Below are 22,466 nucleotides of genomic sequence, written 5' to 3' on the forward strand. Positions count from 1 at the left end.
TCTTTTTATTGGTTTATACAGGATATATACACCATTTTGTTATCCATAGATGTCAAGTAAGGTATCTTACAGAAAAGATCTTTACTTCGCTTCTTCTATAATAGTCTTCATTCCTTTGATTTTCTCCCCCTGAATCAGATTCAAGAGTTGCTTCACCTTAGCCTGGCGAACAGCGACAAAAGCATAATGTTCTTTGACGTCAATCGCTCCGACATCTTCGCGGGTCAGATTTCCTTTTTTATATAAGAATCCGGCAATATCTATCCGGCTAAGTTTCTCCTTTTTTCCTTTACCTATATAAATGGTAGCCCAGACCGATTTCGGAGGCCGGGGAGGGTTTTCAGGCAACACTACTATCTCCATTTCTTCCAGAATATAAGAAGGAAGTTTCTCTTCGGCATGAAGAATCAGATAAGACGTTCCGGTCGCATCCCAACGTGCTGTTCGTCCGTTGCGGTGCGTAAAGGCTTCTTCATTGACCGGCAAATGATAATGGATGATATGTCCGACTTCCGGAATATCCAGTCCACGGGCAGCCAGATCGGTAGAAATCAATACATGACAACTGCCATTACGGAACTTGTAAAGCGCACGTTCACGGTCCGGCTGTTCCATACCACCATGAAAACGTTCTGCGAGTAGTTTTTTATCCGCCAATAACTGATGTACACGGTCCACCGCATCCCGATGATTACAAAACACGATGCTCGAAGCGCTCCCCAATGTACAAAGCAGGTTATATAAAGTATCAATCTTATCTTTGGAAGGCGAAAGCACCTTCATCAATTTCAAGCGCGACTCTTGTTCTTCAGAATCGTCCGAAAGGAAGTTCAACTTAACTGTGCGGTTCAATCCTGTAAATTCGGGAATCTCTGCCGCATCGGTAGCTGAAAGCAACATACGTTTTTTTAATCCCGGAAGCTGGGTGATAATCTCTGCCATTTCATCGTGGAAACCAAACTCCAACGATTTGTCGAACTCGTCAATAATTAAAGTTTCAATGGTTTCAGGGTTGAAATTGCCTTTCGACAAATGGTCGGTGATACGTCCCGGAGTACCGATGATGATAGCAGGATGATTGCTCAATATACTTTTCTTTTCTTCGGCGATAGGATGTCCACCGTAACAACAGCAGGTTTTCCAGGAAGTCCCCATTGCTTTGAATACAGAATCTATCTGTAAGGCCAGCTCACGCGAAGGAACGAGAATCAAAACCTGCACGCTGTCGTCGTTCGGTTTTAGAGTAAGGAGTAAAGGTAACAGATAGGCCAATGTCTTGCCCGATCCTGTCGGTGACAACAGTATAACGTCTTTTCTTCCGGTAGCTTGTTCAAGTGATGCTTCCTGCATCGGATTCAGCTCCTCAATCTTCAAATTGCGGAGAGCCGACTGTATAATTTCATTTTTCTCTAACATGGGGGCAAAGATACAAAAAGGAAAGAGTACGGAGATAAAAATACAATCAAACTTTAGCCATGCCGGTCAATATATAATAACCTTTCAGATTATTCTCTTTCATGTAAATGGTTACTTCTGCCCTACAAGCTGTCACCAAGGCATATCCCGTTAAACTTGAACTCATAGCTTTGACAAATGAATACTCTGTATCATTGTGAATAAAAGATATACGATGATATTCCATAACCTATTGTACTTTAATGTGTAGCCAAATATACGAATATAATAGATAAGTACGGATAAAAAAGGAGAACTATCTTTAAAACAGACATAAAATAGATACAAACCATAACGGAAAGACATTATGAGATAATGCCAAAAAGAAGCGGGAAATCGAAGAAGCATTACTGCTTTTCAGATTTCCCGCTCTGTGTTTATGTAACCTTTCCGGTCATTGTTCCGACCAGTTGTTCTCTTCCGCGAATTATCCTCCGAAGTTATCGAACATCAAGTTCTGTGCCGGAACGCCAAGATCGTCGAGCATCTTCTCAACAGCTTTCGACATCGGACCAGGACCACACATGTAGTATTCAATATCTTCAGGAGCTTCGTGATTCTTCAGGTAAGTTTCGTAAATTACGTTGTGAACGAATCCCGGAGTGTACTTCACGCCTGCAGCATCAGCAGCAGGGTCCGGACGGTCGAGAGCCAAATGGAAAGTGAAATTCGGGAAGTCCTTTTCGATTTGCAGGAAATCTTCCAGATAGAACACTTCATTCAGCGCACGGGCACCATAGAAGTAAGACATCTTACGATCAGTTGTATGCAATGTCTTAGTCATGTGCATGATTTGCGCACGTAACGGAGCCATACCGGCACCACCACCAATCCACATCATTTCCTTCTTAGAATCGAAGATTGGGTGGAAGTCTCCGTAAGGACCGCTCATTATTACTTTGTCACCCGGTTTCAGGGTAAAGATATATGAAGAAGCGATACCCGGCATCACATCCATAAATCCAGGACCTTGTTCTTTCGGCTTGAACGGTGGAGTAGCGATACGTACTGTCAACATGATACGGTCACCTTCGGCAGGATAGTTGGCCATAGAGTAAGCACGAATTGTTTCCTCGTCGTTCTTACATTTCAAACCTAACAAACCGAATTTCTCCCATGCTGGCAGATATTCATCACCAATCAGGCTCTTATCGATGTCCTTATCATAATCCATTGAAAATTTAGGAATCTTAATCTGTGCATAAGAACCCGGGATAAAGTCCATGTGTTCGCCTTTAGGCAGAGCAACGATGAACTCTTTGATAAATGTAGCCACGTTCTTGTTGGAGATTACTTCGCACTCCCACTCTTTCACACCGAGTACAGATTCATCAATCTTGATAGCCATATCCCCCTTCACTTTTACCTGACAGCCCAGACGCCAATGGTCTTGCTGCTGTTTGCGACTGAAGTGAGGAACCTCAGAAGGCAGGATTTCGCCGCCTCCTTCGAGTACTTGGCATTTGCACTGTCCGCAAGATCCCTTACCACCACAAGCAGATGACAGGAATATCCCATTTACAGACAGCGTATTCAACAAAGTAGAACCGGAAGCCACTTCCAATTCCTTTTCGCCGTTGATTGTCAGTTTTACGTTTCCTGATGGCACCAGGAAATTCTTGGCAACCAACAAGATTACAACAAGCAACAGAATAACCACAAGGAATACCCCAATGCTCGCTAATATTAAATTCATATCCATTGTCTTATTCCTTTCTTTTTAGATGTTCAAACCAGAGAAACACATAAACGCGATTGCCATCAGACCTACTGTGATAAATGTGATACCCAAGCCCTTCAATGGAGCAGGTACGTCAGAGTAAGCCATTTTCTCGCGGATAGCAGCCAGACCTACGATAGCCAGCAACCAACCGATACCAGAGCCTAATGCATAAGAAAGGGCATCCCAAATATCACCAATGTATTTCGGATCACTCGGACCCAGATTGATACGTTGTTGCATAAACAGAGAGGCACCCATGATCGCACAGTTAACAGCAATCAACGGCAGGAAGATACCCAGCGAAGCGTACAGTGACGGAGTGAAGCGTTCTACCACCATCTCCACCAATTGCACGATACCGGCAATTACGGCAATGAAAAGAATAAAACTCAAGAAGCTAAGGTCGACACCTTCAATGATAGCATTGGCAGCCAACACCTTAGTTTGCAACAGGTAGTTGACCGGAAGCGTCACCAGCAACACGAAAGTCACGGCGATCCCCAGTCCTACGGCAGTCTTCACATTCTTCGAAACAGCCAGGTATGAACACATACCCAAGAAGAATGCGAATATCATGTTGTCCACAAAGATAGAGCGGACGAATAAACTTAATAAATGTTCCATAATTCTTTTTGATTTATGATTTATGATTTATAATTTATGATTCAGCAGACTTATCATGCGACTATGACTATAAAGCTAGACATAAATCATAATTCAGAAATCAGAAATAATTAATTACTTTGTTCTTGCAATTCTTTATGACGTGCACGTTGATACCAGATAATGCATGCTACGATAATCAATGCCATCGGCGGCATCAACATCAAGCCGTTGTTTACGTATCCGATATTTTGAATCGGTTCATAATTCAGGATATTGAAACCAAGCAATGTTCCCGAGCCAAACAGTTCGCGGAAGAAAGCAACGATAATCAGAATCTTGGCATAGCCTAAACCATTACCTACACCATCCAAGAAAGACTCCCAAGGACCGTTCTGCATGGCAAATGCTTCCAGACGTCCCATCAAGATACAGTTGGTGATAATCAAACCTACATAAACAGAGAGCTGTACGCTTACGTCGTAAGCAAACGCTTTCAGGATTTCACTTACGATAGTTACCAAAGCAGCTACCACAACCAACTGGACGATGATGCGGATGCGGTTAGGAATCGTCTTACGCAACAGTGAAATAACAACGTTGGCAAATGCAGTAATCACCGTTACTGAAAGTCCCATCACGATGGCAGGCTCCAGCTTTGCAGTAACAGCAAGTGCAGAACAGATACCGAGCACCTGTACGGTTACCGGATTATCAATTCCCAGCGGAGCAGAGAATACTTCTTTATTTTTCTTTGAAAACAGTTGTCCCATATTCTATCTTTCTCCTCCTTATTATTTAGTTAAAAAACTCAAGTAACTATTCAGGCAAGACTTCAACATGGCATCTACACCTACTGAAGTGATTGTACCACCGGAGATACCATCCACTTGGTAATCAGGTTTCTCTACCTTGCCATTTTTTACGACTCCCAAAGTGATAGCTCCATTTTCCAAAGTCTTCTTACCTACAAATTCATTTTGGAAATGGTCGGTTGCAATTTCAGCACCCAGACCCGGAGTTTCACTAGCGTGTGAGAAGTAAGTACCGTAAACGGTATCTTTATCTTCGTTCAGTGCAACGTATCCCCAGATAGCGCCCCAAAGACCGGCACCGTAAACAGGAACTACATATTTAGTCTGACCGTCCACTTCGCATACAAACACGTGCAGACGTTGTTGTTCTTTTGCTTCTTTCTCGTAGTTGGTAGCAAATTCGCCCGTATTTTCGGTCAGCGTACCGTCTACGTTCATCAGCATATCCCCTTTCACATATTTCTGATATTCAGCATCCGCATCTTCCACATTCTTAATGTTCAATGCAGCGAGGATTTGTTTCTTAGTGTCCAACTGCACATTCTTGTCTTGTGTAGATTTCAGTGAAGAACTAACGAATGCCAGCAGGAATGCTACGATAATAACCATTACCGAAGCATAAATGATAGTATAACTATTACTATTCGTATTCATTTTCTTTCGGTATTTATTGGTTAGACTTGATAGTGCGTTTCTCGCGACGGCTGATATTGCTTTGTACTACACAGTAGTCAATCAGCGGAGCGAAGATGTTCATCAGCAGGATGGCAAGCATCATACCTTCCGGATAACCCGGATTCAGTACGCGGATAACGATAGCCATCACACCGATCAGGAATCCGAAGATATATTTACCTCTTTCTGTACGTGCGGAAGTCACAGGGTCAGTAGCCATAAATACGGCACCGAAGCAGAAACCACCAAGAACGAGATGTTCGTACCAAGGCATTTGAGCCATTGTGTTGTTTTCCATGCCGATTGAGTTGAATACCCATGCCATGAATGCGCCACCGACGAATACGGAAATCATTGTCTTCCAGCTTGCAACACCTGTCCAAAGCAGGATAACGGCACCAATCAGGATAGCGATTACGCTGGTTTCACCAATAGAACCCGGAATCAGACCTGTAATCATATCCATGTTGAACGCAGGAACACTACCTGTTGTAGCAGCTTGTCCCAGCGGAGTGGCAACGGTGAGTCCGTCTACGCTTTGTCCTAAACCGAAGATGCTGTCTCCTGACACCCAAACAGCATCACCGGACATCTTGGTCGGGTATGCGAAGAACAGGAATGCACGAGTAATCAACGCAACGTTGAATACGTTCATACCTGTACCACCGAATACTTCTTTTGCGAAGATAACAGAGAATGCAGTAGCTACGGCAAGAATCCACAGCGGACAGTCTACCGGAACGATCATCGGGATCAGGATACCGGAAACAAGGAATCCTTCCTGGATTTCTTCTTTCTTCCATTGAGCTACGACGAACTCAATGCCAAGACCTACTACGTATGATACGATTATTTTAGGCAGTACTGCCAGGAATCCGTAGATAAACATTTCGATGAAGCTGCCAGTAGCACCTGTATGAGTGAAATGCTGGTAACCTACGTTGTACATACCGAACAGCAAAGCCGGTATTAACGAAATAACCACAATCGACATGATGCGCTTGCTATCGATTGCGTCATGTATGTGCGTTCCCGTTTTCGCAGTCTTGCTAGGCACGAACAGGAATGTTTCGAAGCCGTCAAACACCGACTGGAATGCGTGGAATTTGCCGCCCTCCTCAAAGTTCGGCTTTATCTTATCGAGATAATTTCTTAACGCTTTCATTTATTTAATTGAAAATTGAAAGTTGAGAGTTGAAAATTGGCTGTGCTGGGTTTATGCTGTATCCACAGAGAGCCGTTTCGCAAGATTTCAACTATCGCTTATTTTAATTTTTATTATTTAATCTCTTATTCGATTACGCCATTTCTGAACGGAGCATATCGAGTCCGGCACGAACGATGCGTTGCAGTTCCATCTTTGAAGAGCAGACGAATTCGCAAAGGGCGAAGTCTTCAGGAGCTACTTCGTAGATGCCGAGTGCTTCCATACGGTCGATGTCACCAGCGATAATTGCTTTAATCAGATATTCGGGCAGAATGTCCATTGGGAATACCTTATCGTATTCACCCGACATAATCATGTGACGTTCGCCACCTTTGATACGGGCATCCAACGTATATTCCTTCTTACCCATCAACCAGCTGAAATAAGAACGATTGGCACTGAACTGGTTGAAACGCGGCATGATCCATCCAAGCATTTCGTGAATGTCGTCACCTTCGGGGATAACAGTCAGTTGGCTATGGAATGCGCCCAAGAATCCGTTCGGAGATACTTGCTTTCCTGTCAGCACGTTACCGCTGATGTAGCGTAAGTCTTTGTCTTTTGTTACATTGCCGGCAAACACGTTGGTGAGCAATGCACCTACCTGTAGTTTGCAGTATGCAGGTTTCAACACTTCGGAACCTGTCACAGCTACTGTACGGGTGAAATCTACATGGCCTGTATTGAAGAGGCGACCGATGAAGATTACGGCTTGCGGATCAATAGTCCATACCGTTTCGCCCTTGGATACGGGGTCGAGGTGGTTGATCTGAACGCCTACATTACCTGCAGGGTTCGGTCCGTCGAATGCGGTGATTGTAACGTTCTTAGCCTGTGTCAGTGCGGCAGCGTTCTGTTTCACACTGATGTTCAAGTAGGTTTTTGCCAGTTTGGCAAGAGCATCAAGCCCTGTCTGGAAGTTTGCTTCTTCGCCTTTGAGGGCGAACTCGAAATCCGGAGCCAATGGATTGGTATCGAATGCGGAGATGAAGATTCCTTTCGGGGTTACCGTCGGATCTGCAATGATGTCATAAGGACGCTGTTTGATAAACGCGAAAAGTCCGGCTCCCAACAGAGCGGATTTCACAGCTTCAGCATCCATCGAAGCAACATTCTTTTTCCCAAAATCTTCATAGTCCTGCTCTGCAGCAGCTTCTACTACGATGTTCAATACCTTACGACGAGCACCACGTTCTACACTCGTCACCACGCCGCTCACCGGCGAAACAAATTTCACTTCAGGATGATACTTGTCGATAAACAAGGGTCCACCAGCCATTACATATTCCTGCTCTTTCACAACTACCTTAGGCGTCACTCCAGGAAAGTCATCGGGTACAAGTGCGTAGAATCCCGGTTCTTTTACTGTTGCGTACGTTTCAGCAGCTTTTCCTTTCAGGTTTATGTCAAGGCCTTTACGTAACTTTATTACATTTGCCATGCTATATAAAATAATGGTTTCATAAATTTGCCGCAAAAGTAATAAATAAGATTGGGATTCGGTAGGAAAAACGAAAGGAATTACGGAAAAATATCCGTAATTCCTTTCGTGTTCGTGCACGTAATCTTTTATCTTTTGTTCCGAAACAAAAGACAGAAGCAAAGAAAAAGAACTATTCAGCAAACATAGGATCCCAAGCAGGAAGTCGGATAGGCTTCTGTTTCAACACCTCGAGAGCTTTTTTCGATGCATATTTCGTTTCTACTACTAGACGGAACATATATTCGTTAAACCAATCATCTGTCATAATGAGATAACCCTGATAACCGGCAGCAGGCCCCCAACTATTTTCAACCATCCATTTCGTCGGTTTTCCATTTTTGTCAAGATCGACGGCCATAAGAGTCATGGCGTGACTGGAGCCACTGGCAAAACTTTGGATACGTTGCTTCTTGTTCATGCCAAAAGAAGTACCCATAAGAGATTCGTAGTCGTAGTTTTTGACATCCAGTAGACCACGGTCAGAGTTTAGAAACTTACCTACATCGCAAGAAAAATACATCATTGTGCTATCCTTGAGAGAAGAAATAGCCATTTCTTTGATATCCTCGATGGGGAGATTGACATACGTCCAGTTTTTGCCGTCGTAACGGTGGCGGTCGTAGTCTATCTCATAACACTTATAATATTCACGGCTCGGATCGTTCATTAACATGACATAATTATCAATCAGTTTTTCGTCACCATACTTTTTCAGGAAAGAAAGTGGAGTGTAAGTTTCGGTAGACACAGGCTCACCCTTAGCGTTATATTCAGTCCAGGTAAATTCAGTAGGAGGAACACCGAGATTCAACACTAACATGCGGTAGATGGTGCTCAACATCTCTGTTTTTGTTTTCTCAAGGGCAGCAGGCTTGACACCTTGCGCAGCGAGATCACGGAGTTGAAGCCCCTGTTCACGAAGTTTCAGGGCGATCAGACCTGCCATACGGGAGGTATTTTCACTACTGTTGGTTTCCGGCATCACATCTTTGGGAACAAGCCCGTATTTACTGACAATATCGGCTACACCGGTGAATGTTCCACCGTCACTCAAAGGATTACGGAAGAGCCATTCCACCATTTTATCATCCATCGGCTTACTGCTGGTATCGATAATACCTTGTAGAAAGAGGTTGGCTTTCTCCAGTTGGTCGAAGAAGAAAGGATAAGTTTGCGAGAATTCGAAGGAACCGAGGTTATGCTTGGCGATCGCTTTGGCACGCATCACATTCAAACCTGTAAAAAGCCAGCAACGACCAGAAGATTTTTGGTCGGTGATACCTTTAGAAGACACTTTGATAGAAAAATGCGTATCCATGCCTTTCAGGTTATCCTGGTTGAGAGCCAGTTTACGGATGTCGTTGTTGCCGATGGCGTTGCGAATAGCCTTGTCGGTGGGAGTGTTTGCATAACTCTGCTTGATTTGTTGCATCATGGAGTCGCTGATGCCTCCTTTCACTTCTTGCGCTTGTGTAGAATAAGAAAAAGCACAGAAAACAAAAATTGATAAAATCTGTTTATTCATTTGATATAAATAATTAATTAATAGGCTGACGGATCATGATATGCTAACAAATATTGTTTTAGTGTATGGGATTAAATCATGCAATTTTATTTACCAGCATATCGAAAAACATCTTATTCTGCAAAAATACGATTCTTTTTTAGATTTATTATCTAAGAACATCAAAACTAATCGGAATAAAATAGTTTTCTTTGCAGTCGAATTCCTCAAAGAGAAATATGAAGAAATATATAATAGGAATATTGGTGATGCTTCCATCCATCAATATGATGTCAGCTACGGCTGATAGTACGGCAGTAAAAAGCGATGAACTGCAAATGTCTACAACTTCTATCAGTGATACTACTCCTACAGATTTTGAAGGCGCCCCGTCAGACACCATTCCTGCCCTTTCCAAGCGCGAGTTGCGTCGCCAGCGCGTGGCAAACCGGAATTTGCACTATAACATATTAGGTGGTCCCAGTTATACGCCGGACTTCGGTTTATTAGTAGGCGGTAGCGCACTGATGACGTTTCGGATGAATCCGAGTGATACCACTCAACGGCGTTCAGTAGTGCCAATGGCCATCGCCTTGATGTTCAAGGGCGGCTTGAATCTGATGACGAAACCACAGCTCTTCTTTAAAGGCGACCGTTTCCGTATCTTCGGAACCTTCTCTTATAAAAATACAATCGAGAATTTTTATGGCATCGGATATTCCACTAATAAAGATTATGAACGTGGAGAAGATACCAGCGAGTACCGTTATAGCGGCATTCAAGTAAACCCCTGGTTCTTGTTCCGTCTGGGAGAAAGTAATTTCTTTGCAGGTCCTCAAGTCGATTTGAACTATGACAAGATAACTAAACCGGCTGCGGGGATGGTTAATGAGCCCTCGTACATTGCGGCAGGAGGTACGGAGCACGGATACAAAAATTTCAGTTCGGGACTCGGCTTCCTATTGACGTATGACACACGTGATATTCCCGCCAATGCTTATAGCGGAACTTACCTTGACTTCCGGGGAATGATGTACAATAAAACGTTCGGCAGTGATAATAATTTTTATCGATTGGAAATCGATTACCGCCAATACAAAACAGTAGGACGCCGCAAAGTGATAGCCTGGACAGTGCAAAGCAAAAACGCATTCGGAGATGTACCCCTAACAAAATATGTACTTAGCGGGACCCCCTTCGATCTTCGCGGTTACTACATGGGACAGTTTCGCGACAAGTCCTCGCATGTCATGATGGCCGAATACCGCCAGATGATAAATACGGACAAAAGCACTTGGGTAAAAAAGATGTTAAGTCATATAGGATATGTAGCCTGGGGAGGATGCGGATTCATGGGACCCACTCCGGGCAAGATAGAAGGTGTGCTTCCCAACCTCGGATTGGGATTACGTATCGAAGTTCAACCCCGTATGAATGTACGCCTTGATTTCGGCAGAGACATGGTGAACAAGCAGAATTTGTTCTACTTCAACATGACAGAAGCCTTTTGACGCCATTTACGCGACAAATTGTGCACAATTTACAAGAAAGATTGTAAAATAGATAATAAAAGACTGCACATAAATGAAATTAATCCTTATATTTGCGCAAGCTATAACACAGCAAGAGCAAATAATAGGATTTTTTTATGAAGCAATTTATATATTTTTTTTCGGGGTTATTACTTCTGTTCATCTCTACCACCCGTGTAGTTGCACAAGAAGTGTCTGACTATTCTCAACTAAGTGAAGAAGATTATAGTAAAATAGTTCTCCCCCCACTATCAGTTTTATTCGAAAATGCCAAGAACAGCCCCATTTATGAGATGGCGGACGTAAAGGCGAGAATTGAGCGCAAATTACTCCAAAAAGAGAAATGGTCATTTCTAGGTTTCTTCAGTTTACGGGGGAGCTATCAATACGGAATGTTCGGTAATGAGTCCACCTATACGGACGTGGCAGTCGCCCCATATCTTACCTACTCCACTCAAGCGCAAAATGGTTACACAGTAGGTGCAGGTCTAAGTATTCCATTGAACGATTTATTCGACCTCAAAGGACGTGTCAGTCGGCAAAGACTCACACTGCGGAGTGCGGAACTAGAACGAGAAATGAAGTATGACGAAATCAAAAAAAGTATTATTGAAATGTACACAATGGCAATTTCGCAGATGAAAGTTCTTCAAATGAGGAGTGAAAGTTTGGTGCTAGCTAATGTGCAATACGAAATTTCTGAAAAGAACTTTGCCAATGGTACTATTGAGTCTACCGATTTATCTACAGATAAGGAAAGGCAATCTCAAGCCCGTGAGGCATATGAGAATAGCAAGTTCGAATTAACAAAGAGTTTAATGATACTCGAAGTTATTTCACGCACTCCCATCATACGAAAATAAAAGATTAAGATATGAACTATATCATTTCTATCATACGAGCCCTATTTCGTCATCGCTGGCTGATATTGCTAGGAACCACTTTCTTCACATTGCTGGTTATTTACTACACACGACATATGCAAGGAGGATATGATGTAAAAGCCACATTATACACAGGGGTAGCTTCAGGTTATAATCTAGAAAGTGACAAACGCACAGACTGGGCAACAGTACAAAACTCAATGGACAATTTGATCAGCATCATGCAGGCCGAAAGTACGTTGAAGAGAGTATGTCTACGATTATTTGCGCGAATTCTTATTCAGGGTAACCCGGATAAAGAAAATAACGGTATTACCGCTTCCAGCTATAACTATACCTACAATCACTTGAAAAATAGTCCGAATGGAGCTGAAATTCTAAAACTAATCGACAAGTCGAGTGAAGATAAGACAGTAGCTAATCTGGAAAAATATATGCGTCCACATAGAGATAACTATATCTATGGATTATTTTACTACAATCACCCTTTTTATAGCTATAATGCCCTGAAAAACATCAAAGTACAGCGTCGATTGACCAGTGATTTGTTGGATATCAGCTATTCATCCGGTGATCCAGGCATCGTCTACAATACAGTGAGTATCTTAATGGACGAATTTGTAGAAGAATATCGTCGCATTCGTTATGGAGAGACGGACAAAGTAATCAAATACTTTGAAGAAGAGTTGAAGCGCATCGGAAAGAAACTAAACTTAGAAGAAGAAGACCTAACAAAGTATAATGTAGAAAAACGCATTATCAACTACATTGACGAGACCAAAGAAATAGCCGCCATCAGTAAAGAATACGAGCTGAGAGAGCAAGACGCACTTTTTGCTTTTAATAGTAGCAAATCCATGCTTGAAGAACTAGAAAAGCATATGGACAGTAATGCAAAACAGGTGCTCAAGAACATGGAATTTGTAGACAAACTGAGAGAAGCTTCCAGCATTACCGGCAGAATATCGGAGGCTGAAGCGATGACTGTTTCCTCAAAAACAGACGATCAGACCTTGATAAATGAAAAGAAACGGCTCTCTGAAATCAAACAAGAATTAAATGACTTAACATCCTCCTATATCGGCCATAAATATACCAAAGAGGGCGCTTCGAGAACCAATATCATCGACCAATGGCTGGAACAAACGCTACTATACGAGAAAGCCAAAGCTGAATTACAGATTGTACAGAATGCACGCAGTGAATTGAATGACCGATATGTTTTTTTCGCACCGGTAGGTACTACCATCAAGCAAAAAGAGCGCATGATAAATTTCACCGAACGCAACTACCTCACTGTACTTCAAAGTTATAATGAAGCCTTACTGAGAAAGAAAAATCTAGAAATGACTTCTGCCACTTTGAAAGTACTCAACGAGCCGACTTATCCGATTTCGTCCAACTCAACCAATCGGAAACAGATTGTTATAGCTGCCTGTGCAGTCAGTTTTCTCATCATAGTCGCTTTGTTGTTACTAGTCGAAATGCTTGACAGAACTTTACGAGATGCCAGCCGTACCAGGCGAGTCACCGGGTTTAAGGTAATAGGCGCTATTCCCAATACAAGCCCCTCTCGCTATGGAGGTCTGACCAAGACTTATGTTCAGCTTTCCGTAAAAGAATTGAGCAATTCGCTACTTCGCTTCCTGACTAAGCGCAAGTCTCCCGGCGTATTCATCATCAACCTTTTCAGCACCAGTGACAATTCCGGAGAAGAAGAATTGGGAAATTTAATCTGTGGATATATGCAAAGCCGGATGTTAAATGCCAGGTTTATCACCTATGGAGTAGATTTTAATACAGACTCGACCCAATTTCTGCTAGCCAAGAGTATTACAGACTTTTACACTTTGCAAGGAGAAGATGTGCTGATAGTTGCTTATCCGCCATTATCGACCAGCAATATTCCGAGTGCTCTGTTACATGATGCCAACGCCAATATTCTAGTAGCTTCGGCAGACCGTGGCTGGAAAACTATTGATAAACAGCTTTGCGAACAACTTACGCAGCAACTGAGTAAGACGGATGTCCCATTCCGTATATGCCTCACAAATGCGAACCGTGACGCAGTAGAAGACTTTACCGGACAACTTCCACCCCATACATTACTGCGTAGAATCGGCTATCGTCTCAGTCAGTTATCATTAACAGAAAAAATCATATTCAATCTCAGAAGAAAAGCCAAAGAAGCAGCAGACGAGGACGATGACGAATAAAGTAACCGCTTTCCACCTCCTGCTTGCCGCACAGTTCGCGCTAATCGCAGCAAGTATGTTCGTAAACATCAAGATAGGATTATTCTCAATGGTGCTTATCTTATTGTTTACTACGATCTGTCTGATACAACTCGGCAATGACGAGCGCACTAACTGGAAACCCGGACAAAATATAATGACCTATTTCTTCATTGTCTGGTTATTGTTTTATATACTGGAAATACTGAATCCAAACAATGTTATGGCAGCCTGGAATATTAACCTCACTCCATACGCTCTCACCCCCTTGATCTGTGCATTCGTCGTTCCGATCGTAATACGTACCAAAAAAGATATTGAACTATTATTAATTATATGGTCAATATTTGTTTTGATATTCACCCTAAAAGGTTATTGGCAGAAGAATCATGGATTCAGTTCTAAAGATCTTTATTTCTTACACGTAGTGGGAGGTGCACGTACTCACATTATCTGGTCAGGCATTCGCTATTTCTCTTGTTTCTCTGATGCAGCCAATTATGGTGTTCATGCTGCCATGTCTACTGTGACCTTTGCCATTGCCTCATTCTTTGTTGACTCCAGATGGAAACGCATCTACTTCCTTTTTATTGCTTTTTGCGGCATTTATGGAATGGGAATCTCCGGAACACGCTCTGCCATGGGCGTTCTTATGGGTGGCATGCTGATGATAACCGTCATAGCAAAGAATTGGAAAGCATTACTGGGAGGTATATTCATATCTATCAGCATTTTCGCATTTTTCTATTATACCAACATCGGGAGCGGAAACCAATACATTCACAAAATGCGTTCCTCTTTCCATCCTACCGAAGATGCTTCATACCTCGTACGTGTCGAAAACAGGATGCGAATGAAAGAATTGATGGCAAAGAAGCCTATCGGATATGGTGTTGGGCTTTCAACCGGAAATTTCGAACCGAAAGAGCAAATGCCCTATCCTCCGGATTCATGGTTAGTCGGCGTATGGGTAGAAACAGGAATTGTCGGACTCATTCTTTATCTGGGTATACATGGCATTCTATTCGCTTGGTGCTCATGGCTACTGATGTTTAAAGTACGCAATAAGAGCTTGCGCGGATTAGTGGCAGCCTGGCTTTGTATGGATGCCGGTTATTTCATAGCGGCCTATGTCAACGACGTAATGCAGTATCCCAATCCATTGACTGTATATATAGGATTCGCACTCTGTTTTGCCGCTCCTCATATAGACAAGCGCATCAGTGAAGAAGAGAAAGAAAAAGAACTAGTAGCCACTCAAAAAAACTGACGAACAAATATGACAAACAATATTCCAGACATATCATTTATCACAATCTGCTACAACGGATTCAAAGACACATGCGAACTAATAGAATCACTACAGAATAAAATACATTCTGTAAGTTATGAAATCATCGTCGTAGACAATGCTTCACATGAAAACGAAGCAGCTAAAATACATCAACTGTATCCCACCGTTGTCGCTATCCGCAGCAATGAGAACAGTGGTTTTTCCGGTGGAAATAATATCGGCATCCAGGTAGCAAAAGGTAAATACATATTCCTTATTAATAATGATACATATATTGAATCAGACCATATCGCCTATCTCGTAGAACGCCTTGAAAGTCGACCGGAGATTGGAGGTGTATCCCCCAAGATACGCTTTGCATTTCCACCCCAGCATATACAATTTGCCGGATTCACTCCCTTGTCGCAAATCACCCTACGTAACCATATGCTGGGCTTCGATTGTCCAGACGATGGAACATTCGACACTCCCCACACCACCCCCTATCTGCATGGGGCAGCAATGATGTTTAAACGGGAAGTCATTGAAAAGATAGGAATGATGCCCGAGATATTTTTTCTCTACTATGAAGAACTAGACTGGAGCACAAGCATGACCCGTGCCGGATATGAACTGTGGTACGATCCCTGCTGTACCATTTTTCATAAAGAAAGCCAGAGCACTGGGCAACTTAGTAAATTGCGTACTTATTATCTGACACGCAACCGCCTGTTCTATGCCCGGCGCAATCTGAAAGGGTTCAACCGCATCGCCTCCATTATTTATCAGAGCACCGTAGCTGCTACAAAGAATAGTTTGGCTTTCATCCTCAAAGGGCGTTTCGACTTGGCGGCAGCCATATTCTATGGAGTAAACTCCGGACTTCTTCGCCCGTCATCCGACAAAAAGAGCGTTGTCTCACCCGATAAATAAAACGTTGTGTCATAAATTCCAAATACTATGAATATCGTCGACTGGATTCTTTTTGTACTTTTCGCGCTTTGCGTATGTTATCTGTTGCTATACGCCATTGCTTCCAAGTTCTACCGGGTCCCTGAATTTCCGGAAGCCCGCACCCTACGACGTTTCGTCATACTCTTCCCGGCTTATAAAGAAGACCGGGTAATCGTCTCTTCCGTACGCAGTTTCCTGAGACAGGAATATCCGAAAGAAATGTTTGATATCATCGTTATCTCCGACCAGATGCAGTCTGCCACCAACGAGCTCTTGCGTTCCTTGCCTATCCGATTGTTGATAGCCGACTATAAAGACAGCTCCAAAGCCAAAGCACTGACAATGGCAATGGATGCCATTGACGGAATACCCTACGATGTAGTAGTTATCATGGACGCCGATAATCTGACTTCCCCGCACTTCCTGACAGCGGTAAACCGTGCATTCGACAGCGGTGTGCGGTGCATACAAGCCCACCGAACCGGCCAAAATCTGAATACTGACATTTCTGTTCTGGATGGCATCAGCGAAGAAATTAATAATGGCATCTTCCGCAGCGGACACAATGCACTAGGACTTTCAGCCGCATTATCCGGTTCAGGAATGGCTTTTGAAGCCGACTGGTTCCGGAAAAACGTCCGACTTCTTGAAACGGCAGGCGAAGACAAGGAATTAGAAGTACTTCTTCTGCAACAGCGCATTCACACCACCTACCTACCGGAAATACCAATTTATGACGAAAAAACGCAGAAAGAAGAAGCCATCAGCAATCAGCGAAAACGCTGGATAGCTGCACAATTCGGCATTCTCCGCAGTTCATTGTCCGGATTACAGAAAGCAATCCGCCAAGGTAACATTGACTACTGCGACAAGATAATTCAATGGATGCTACCCCCAAGACTGATCCAAATAGCAGGTGTTTTCGGACTGACATTTATTTTCACAGCCATCGGTATCTGGCTAAGTCTGAAAGGCGATTCCGGAAACGAATGGATGATAGCCATAAAATGGTGGATATTATCCATAGCCCAGATAGTAGCAATGATATTGCCCATACCTGGAAATCTGCTAAACAAACGATTGGGTAAAGCAATTATAAAAATCCCAATACTGGCACTCACTACCATCGGCAATTTGTTCAAGTTGAAAGGAGCTTATAAAAAATTTATCCATACAGAACATGGAGAAGGCCATTTTTAAAGAAAATTTTCTTGAAAAGCAAGAGAATATTTATAAAAAAATGAGACTCCCTAGAAACAAAAAACTTATATAAAAGAGAAAACATCACCACCACTAAAAAAGAAAGAATATGAAAATAGCCATTGAAGCACAGCGCATTTTCCGCCCCAACAAGCATGGAATGGATTTTGTTGCTCTTGAAACAATTCGGGAACTACAAAAAATGGATCATGAAAATGAATATTTCATTTTTGTCAGTCCCGGTGAAGACAAGTGTCTGGAAAGTTCCGATAACGTACATATCATCGAGCTGAAATGCCCTACTTATCCATTGTGGGAACAGGTAGCACTCCCGCGTGCAGTAAAAAGCATCAAGCCCGATTTGCTGCATTGCACCAGCAACACGGCTCCTCTACACTGCCCTGTGCCTCTGGTTCTAACATTGCACGATATAATCTATCTGGAAAAGCGCCAGTCGTCCAGCCTGTCGTGGTATCAAGAGATGGGATGGCATTATCGCCGGTTAGTCGTTCCGCGCATACTCCCCAAGTGCGAGAAAATTATTACCGTTTCGCAGTTCGAACGGAAACGGATTCTTGAAGCGTTACATCTGCCGGAAAAGCAATTAGTAGCTGTATATAACGGGTTCAACAGTCATTTCCATTTGCAGCCCAAAGCTCCGGAAATTACCCGGAAATATATCGATGCAGACGAATATCTGTTTTTTCTAGGAAACACGGATCCGAAAAAGAATACTCCGAGAGTACTGAAAGCGTACAGCGGATATTTGAAAAAATCGGCAAAGAAGTTACCATTACTGATTGCCGACCTTAAAGAAGATGCCATTGACCGGATATTGGAAGAAGAAAAGATGATGGATATCAAAAGTTATCTCAGCTTCCCCGGCTACATTGAGAATACCGACCTTGCAGCGCTCTACAGTGGTGCATTCGCATTTCTATATCCCTCACTTCGCGAAAGTTTCGGTATCCCGATGCTGGAAGCGATGGCTTGCGGAACACCAATCATTGCAGGAAATACTTCAGCAATGCCCGAAATTGCAGGTGATGGGGCTTTATTGGTTGATCCATTCAGTCCCGAAGATATCACAGCAAAAATCTTGAAACTAGAAAATGACGGGACATTCTACCAGCAACAAGTGGAATACGGGCTTAAGCGCAGCCAGATGTTTTCGTGGAGAAACACAGCAGAATCGTTATTGAGTATATATAAGGAACTTTCTTTATCAAACATCTGCCCCGTGTCTAAGTAAAACTCACCGGAAAATAACCTAAGAAATGATAAAACGAGAAAAGACTTGTGACAAGTATTTATGTACTCGGTCACAAGTCTTTCTATAGAGTACATTACATTTTTGAGCAGAATTCTTTCACTTCGAAGCACGGACACTCTTTAATCCACTCTTCGGGTTCGATCTCTCCGTTTCCGTTCAGGTCCGGACTTAGATCCCGATGTCCGCACACCCGGCAACCGGGATAGTCGCGCAGGAGTGCAAGGATCAGCACCCGCATCGAATGAATCTGCCATTCGGTACGTGTATCGGCGGGATGACCGTGGCAGTCAAGTCCGCCCTCATAACAAATGCCAATACTGTTCTGGTTGTGTCCTTTTGCGTGCGCACCGATTCGTTCAATCTCACGGGTGGTCTTTATATCTCCATTTTTACGGATATAAAAATGATACCCCGTCCCGTTGAAACCACGCCGACGGTGGCACACTTCCAAATCATCTTCCGTAAAATCCCTGTCCGCCCTTGTGGCGGAACAGTGGATCACAATCAAGTTGATGGTTCGCATAAATTCATCCCTCCGTTTCAGTGACCATCTGTACTCGTTGCACACATTCCTTGCTACTACACTGCAGAGCCGCAGCTTGCGTCAGCTGTCCTCTCAACGAGAAAATCTCCGCGTGCATCTCTTTCACTTTCGAACTAAGGTCGAAATAATCCTTCAACACTTTCTCCAACTGCTGCATCAGAAAAGTATACTGGTCTTTCACTAGTTCACTGAACTCTTTCACTTCTTGCGCCATCATCTGGCGCTTCTTGCGGCTACTGCCCAGAAAAGGCAGAATCGTCATGATGATTTCGATAATTTTATCTAACATTTTAATAGATTGAGATGATAAATTAATAAATTGAGAACAGAGTCAATCAAAGCGGTTTATGCTGCCGGATCCGGAGCTTCTCCTCCACCGCTACCACCACCGGGTTCTCCCCCATCGCCTTTACCATCATCATCGGAGCCGTCACCGCCGTTTCCTCCGGCAGCGGACTTCTTCTCCGTATACAATTCGAACATCATGTTATTATCCCCGCCACGAGTAGTTGCCGTGCTGTCATTGGCAAGACGCAATGAGTTGTCGACTTTGAAACGGAGATTGATGCGAGTGATATTTTTCACCGTACAATCCTTTTCCTGTTCCACACCCGGACAGGTCAGCGTGGTATAAAAAATACCCAGTCCATCCACTTTCACCTTATTCCCTGCCACAAGCACTTTTTTCATCGCACGGACAAAGGATTTCATCACATGCGACACGTCTTCCACCGAAAGCGACCCGATAGACTCGATTTCCTGTGCCAGTGAATCAATTGAATAGATTTTCGACTCTCCAGCCTTAGGCTTGAGAAGATACATCATCGGTGATTTATCATCACCGAGCCGTTTTCTGCGCTTGTAGCGCACAACTGTAACTGTTGCCATATTTAAAAATTGTTTCTACGAAAAGAAGTACATTCTCCCTTTCTGTTGATGAAACAAAGATACGACAACACATTGACGACTTACCGGATTGCACCGGACTACACCGGATTATGCCGGATTAAAACGGATTACACCGAATTATACCGAAATATGTGGAAATATGTAGGAATATGTAAGATTATTCCCTAGTTTTCAATGATCCATTCTCCAATAGTTCGCGTACTACTGTCGAAATTAACTCCCACTTTGATAACTTTCCGATGATCTGCCTGATAAGGAATCGCATACTGCTTACTATTGATCTGTGCCAACGCTTCTTCAGGAGTACCGTCTACTTTGAATTCAAATACATAGATAGCCTCCTGCATCTTTATCACAACATCAGCCCTGCCAACAGCGCTCTTTACTTCTGCATCCACATATTGCCCCATCAACCGGAACAGGAGGTAGAAGATGGTCTGATAGTGTTTCTCCTCCTTATTATTCATATCATTGGGGATAGAGGCGAAAAATGATTTGATCCGCTCCATACATTGATCCAGATTGCCGACCCGTAAGTCTTTGATAAACGATACTACATAAAATGTATTCTCGCGAGCAGGCAAATGCACATAAGCCGGCATTAATGATTCGATAAAGCCTTTCCGAACTTCTTTGTTAGGATAAGCCAACGTATAGATCTGAAAATCCCGATCATATTCTTTAATAGTGAGATAACCGCTTTGGTAAAGTACCGGAAGCGGGTCTGTAATGACATTGGTAGGTGCATCAAACTGCTCGGCAGTAGCCGAAACGCCATCCAGTTGACGAATATCGAAATCGCTTTGCTGCAAGATGTCTATCAGGAAAGTGGGAGTGCCGGTAGAGAACCAGAAATTGGCATATTTCTTTTGAGCAAATGCATTAAACAAACTAAACGGATTGTAAATGTCTTCACTATTTTCACTGAAATGATACCCATCATATTGTTGTTTCAAATGTATACAAGCTTCATCATACGTTTCACCGTTCGCCTCGGCCATCCTTCTTATATCTTCTTCCAACTGTGTACGCAATTCATTTTCCGTTATACCGCAAATGGCACTATAAGCATCTTGCATACTTATGTTCTGAAGATTGTTCAATTCACTAAAGATGCTCATCTGACTAAATTTACTGATACCGGTCAGGAAAAGAAAACGAAGATATTCTCCCTGCGCTTTCAACGGACTGAAAAAGTCGCGCATGATGCCACGTATTTCAGCTTGCAACTCCTCATTGTTGTTGCTATCCAACATAGGAGAATCATATTCGTCTACAAGTAACACAACCTGACGCCCGCTCTGCTCGTAAGCACGTTTGATAATACCTTTCAGACGGAGACTGAAAGTGTCTTCGCTCGTGTCACATCCGTAAATTCGTTCCCATTCCACCAAGCGATTGTTGATAGCGGAGCGCAGCATCCCCGCATTCATATACTTACTGATACTGAAATCAATATGCAACACGGGATAAACCGTCCAGTCTTTCTCCAACTGTTCCATCATCAGCCCCTTGAACAGGTCTTTTTTACCAGAGAAATAGGCTTCAAGAGTGGAAACTAACAGACTCTTTCCAAAGCGTCGGGGACGGCTAAGAAAATAAGTCGTATGTGTATTTACCAAACGATAAATCAACTCTGTCTTATCAATATACACACAATTATCATTGCGTAGTCTCTCGAAACTCTGTATCCCTATCGGATAACGCCTGAATATTCCTTCCATCCTTTTTCTATGCTTTTAACGTGAAACGTAAACAAAGATACGATAAATTTCAAGAATCGGTATTCTATTAGTATCAATTCTTTTATGAATACGCCCGAACATCCGCTCTCAAAATTTGCCTATTCCACTAAAAATGAGTAACTTTACTTCAAATATAACAATCTAAAGGCACAACTATAAATGAAAACAAAAAACAAGATTCTCCCCGAACAAGAAGAAGAAAAAACATTCCAATACCGCACCTATGGGAAAGGCGAGCTCGCCTTGTTGTACCTCCCCAATATCCTGCAACAAAGCGCAGTAGACCGATTCAACGAATGGATTGAAGCTGCACCCGGACTAAAAGAACGGCTCCTGGCCACCGGCATGAATCCACGCGCCAGATACTACACTCCCGCACAAGTAAGGCTCATCGTCGAAGTACTCCAAGAACCCTAATTGAAGTATTAAGTATTAGGTATCAAGTATGGTAAA

Annotated in this window: 21 protein-coding genes; 8 read left to right on the forward strand and 13 right to left on the reverse strand. The window is 43.0% G+C overall.

The annotated features are described in order from the left end of the window. Positions 1-81: 81 nt before the first annotated feature. From BSAG_RS03800 to BSAG_RS03760, 9 genes are all read right to left on the reverse strand, one after another. Complete coding sequence (locus BSAG_RS03800) at positions 82-1,416, reverse strand: DEAD/DEAH box helicase (protein ID WP_004315902.1); 1,335 nt, start codon at positions 1,414-1,416, stop codon at positions 82-84. A 46-nt stretch (positions 1,417-1,462) separates the two neighbouring features. Continuing rightward, entirely contained in the window at positions 1,463-1,642 is a 180-nt protein-coding gene (locus BSAG_RS03795) for a hypothetical protein (RefSeq protein WP_004306317.1), read from the reverse strand. Positions 1,643-1,882: 240 nt separating this feature from the next. Next, positions 1,883-3,157 (reverse strand): NADH:ubiquinone reductase (Na(+)-transporting) subunit F, encoded by a 1,275-nt coding sequence (nqrF, locus tag BSAG_RS03790; protein ID WP_004306318.1) that lies wholly within the window; start codon positions 3,155-3,157, stop codon positions 1,883-1,885. Between the two features lie 18 nt (positions 3,158-3,175). Then, a complete protein-coding gene (gene nqrE, locus BSAG_RS03785) occupies positions 3,176-3,802 on the reverse strand; it encodes an NADH:ubiquinone reductase (Na(+)-transporting) subunit E (RefSeq protein WP_004315904.1) in 627 nt (208 codons plus the stop codon). 110 nt (positions 3,803-3,912) lie between these two features. Continuing rightward, on the reverse strand, positions 3,913-4,554 hold the full coding sequence (locus BSAG_RS03780; protein WP_004300389.1) for an NADH:ubiquinone reductase (Na(+)-transporting) subunit D: 642 nt from the start codon (positions 4,552-4,554) through the stop codon (positions 3,913-3,915). Positions 4,555-4,575: 21 nt separating this feature from the next. After that, positions 4,576-5,250 (reverse strand): Na(+)-translocating NADH-quinone reductase subunit C, encoded by a 675-nt coding sequence (locus tag BSAG_RS03775; RefSeq protein ID WP_004315905.1) that lies wholly within the window; start codon positions 5,248-5,250, stop codon positions 4,576-4,578. A gap of 13 nt (positions 5,251-5,263) precedes the next feature. Continuing rightward, the gene (locus BSAG_RS03770) at positions 5,264-6,436 is read right to left on the reverse strand and encodes an NADH:ubiquinone reductase (Na(+)-transporting) subunit B (protein WP_004311620.1); all 1,173 of its coding nucleotides are present in this window, start codon (positions 6,434-6,436) and stop codon (positions 5,264-5,266) included. Positions 6,437-6,569: 133 nt separating this feature from the next. Beyond that, positions 6,570-7,919, reverse strand: a complete 1,350-nt coding sequence (locus BSAG_RS03765) for a Na(+)-translocating NADH-quinone reductase subunit A (protein ID WP_032811009.1) — start codon at positions 7,917-7,919, stop codon at positions 6,570-6,572. A 172-nt stretch (positions 7,920-8,091) separates the two neighbouring features. Then, on the reverse strand, positions 8,092-9,486 hold the full coding sequence (locus BSAG_RS03760) for a C1 family peptidase (RefSeq protein ID WP_004315907.1): 1,395 nt from the start codon (positions 9,484-9,486) through the stop codon (positions 8,092-8,094). 218 nt (positions 9,487-9,704) lie between these two features. Between BSAG_RS03760 and BSAG_RS03755 the strand changes: the two genes are divergently transcribed. From BSAG_RS03755 to BSAG_RS03725, 7 genes are all read left to right on the forward strand, one after another. Then, positions 9,705-10,976 (forward strand): BamA/TamA family outer membrane protein, encoded by a 1,272-nt coding sequence (locus tag BSAG_RS03755; RefSeq protein ID WP_008017378.1) that lies wholly within the window; start codon positions 9,705-9,707, stop codon positions 10,974-10,976. 137 nt (positions 10,977-11,113) lie between these two features. Beyond that, on the forward strand, positions 11,114-11,860 hold the full coding sequence (locus BSAG_RS03750) for a TolC family protein (protein ID WP_008017377.1): 747 nt from the start codon (positions 11,114-11,116) through the stop codon (positions 11,858-11,860). Positions 11,861-11,871: 11 nt separating this feature from the next. Next, complete coding sequence (locus tag BSAG_RS03745; protein ID WP_004315910.1) at positions 11,872-14,097, forward strand: GumC family protein; 2,226 nt, start codon at positions 11,872-11,874, stop codon at positions 14,095-14,097. Further along, positions 14,087-15,385, forward strand: coding sequence for an O-antigen ligase family protein (locus BSAG_RS03740; RefSeq protein ID WP_004315911.1), 1,299 nt, complete (start codon positions 14,087-14,089; stop codon positions 15,383-15,385). Before BSAG_RS03745 ends, BSAG_RS03740 begins: the two co-directional genes overlap by 11 nt. Before the next feature lie 9 nt (positions 15,386-15,394). Then, positions 15,395-16,321: a glycosyltransferase family 2 protein gene (locus BSAG_RS03735; protein WP_004315912.1), complete on the forward strand. Its 927-nt coding sequence runs from the start codon at positions 15,395-15,397 to the stop codon at positions 16,319-16,321. A gap of 27 nt (positions 16,322-16,348) precedes the next feature. Next, positions 16,349-17,542, forward strand: a complete 1,194-nt coding sequence (locus tag BSAG_RS03730) for a glycosyltransferase (protein WP_004315913.1) — start codon at positions 16,349-16,351, stop codon at positions 17,540-17,542. Positions 17,543-17,651: 109 nt separating this feature from the next. Then, entirely contained in the window at positions 17,652-18,794 is a 1,143-nt protein-coding gene (locus BSAG_RS03725) for a glycosyltransferase family 4 protein (protein WP_004315914.1), read from the forward strand. Positions 18,795-18,888: 94 nt separating this feature from the next. Here BSAG_RS03725 and BSAG_RS03720 read toward each other — a convergent pair whose 3' ends face one another. The 4 genes from BSAG_RS03720 to BSAG_RS03705 form a co-directional block, all read right to left on the reverse strand. Continuing rightward, complete coding sequence (locus tag BSAG_RS03720) at positions 18,889-19,338, reverse strand: N-acetylmuramoyl-L-alanine amidase (protein WP_008017365.1); 450 nt, start codon at positions 19,336-19,338, stop codon at positions 18,889-18,891. A gap of 4 nt (positions 19,339-19,342) precedes the next feature. After that, the gene (locus tag BSAG_RS03715) at positions 19,343-19,648 is read right to left on the reverse strand and encodes a hypothetical protein (protein ID WP_004300375.1); all 306 of its coding nucleotides are present in this window, start codon (positions 19,646-19,648) and stop codon (positions 19,343-19,345) included. A 56-nt stretch (positions 19,649-19,704) separates the two neighbouring features. Continuing rightward, positions 19,705-20,247: an HU family DNA-binding protein gene (locus BSAG_RS03710; protein ID WP_004300374.1), complete on the reverse strand. Its 543-nt coding sequence runs from the start codon at positions 20,245-20,247 to the stop codon at positions 19,705-19,707. 185 nt (positions 20,248-20,432) lie between these two features. Beyond that, positions 20,433-21,992, reverse strand: coding sequence for an ATP-binding protein (locus tag BSAG_RS03705; RefSeq protein WP_004315916.1), 1,560 nt, complete (start codon positions 21,990-21,992; stop codon positions 20,433-20,435). A gap of 180 nt (positions 21,993-22,172) precedes the next feature. Between BSAG_RS03705 and BSAG_RS03700 the strand changes: the two genes are divergently transcribed. Next, positions 22,173-22,430 (forward strand): DUF4248 domain-containing protein, encoded by a 258-nt coding sequence (locus tag BSAG_RS03700; protein ID WP_004315917.1) that lies wholly within the window; start codon positions 22,173-22,175, stop codon positions 22,428-22,430. Positions 22,431-22,466 lie beyond the last annotated feature (36 nt).

Origin of the sequence: Bacteroides sp. D1 (assembly GCF_000157095.2) — a bacterium.
GTDB lineage: Bacteria > Bacteroidota > Bacteroidia > Bacteroidales > Bacteroidaceae > Bacteroides > Bacteroides xylanisolvens.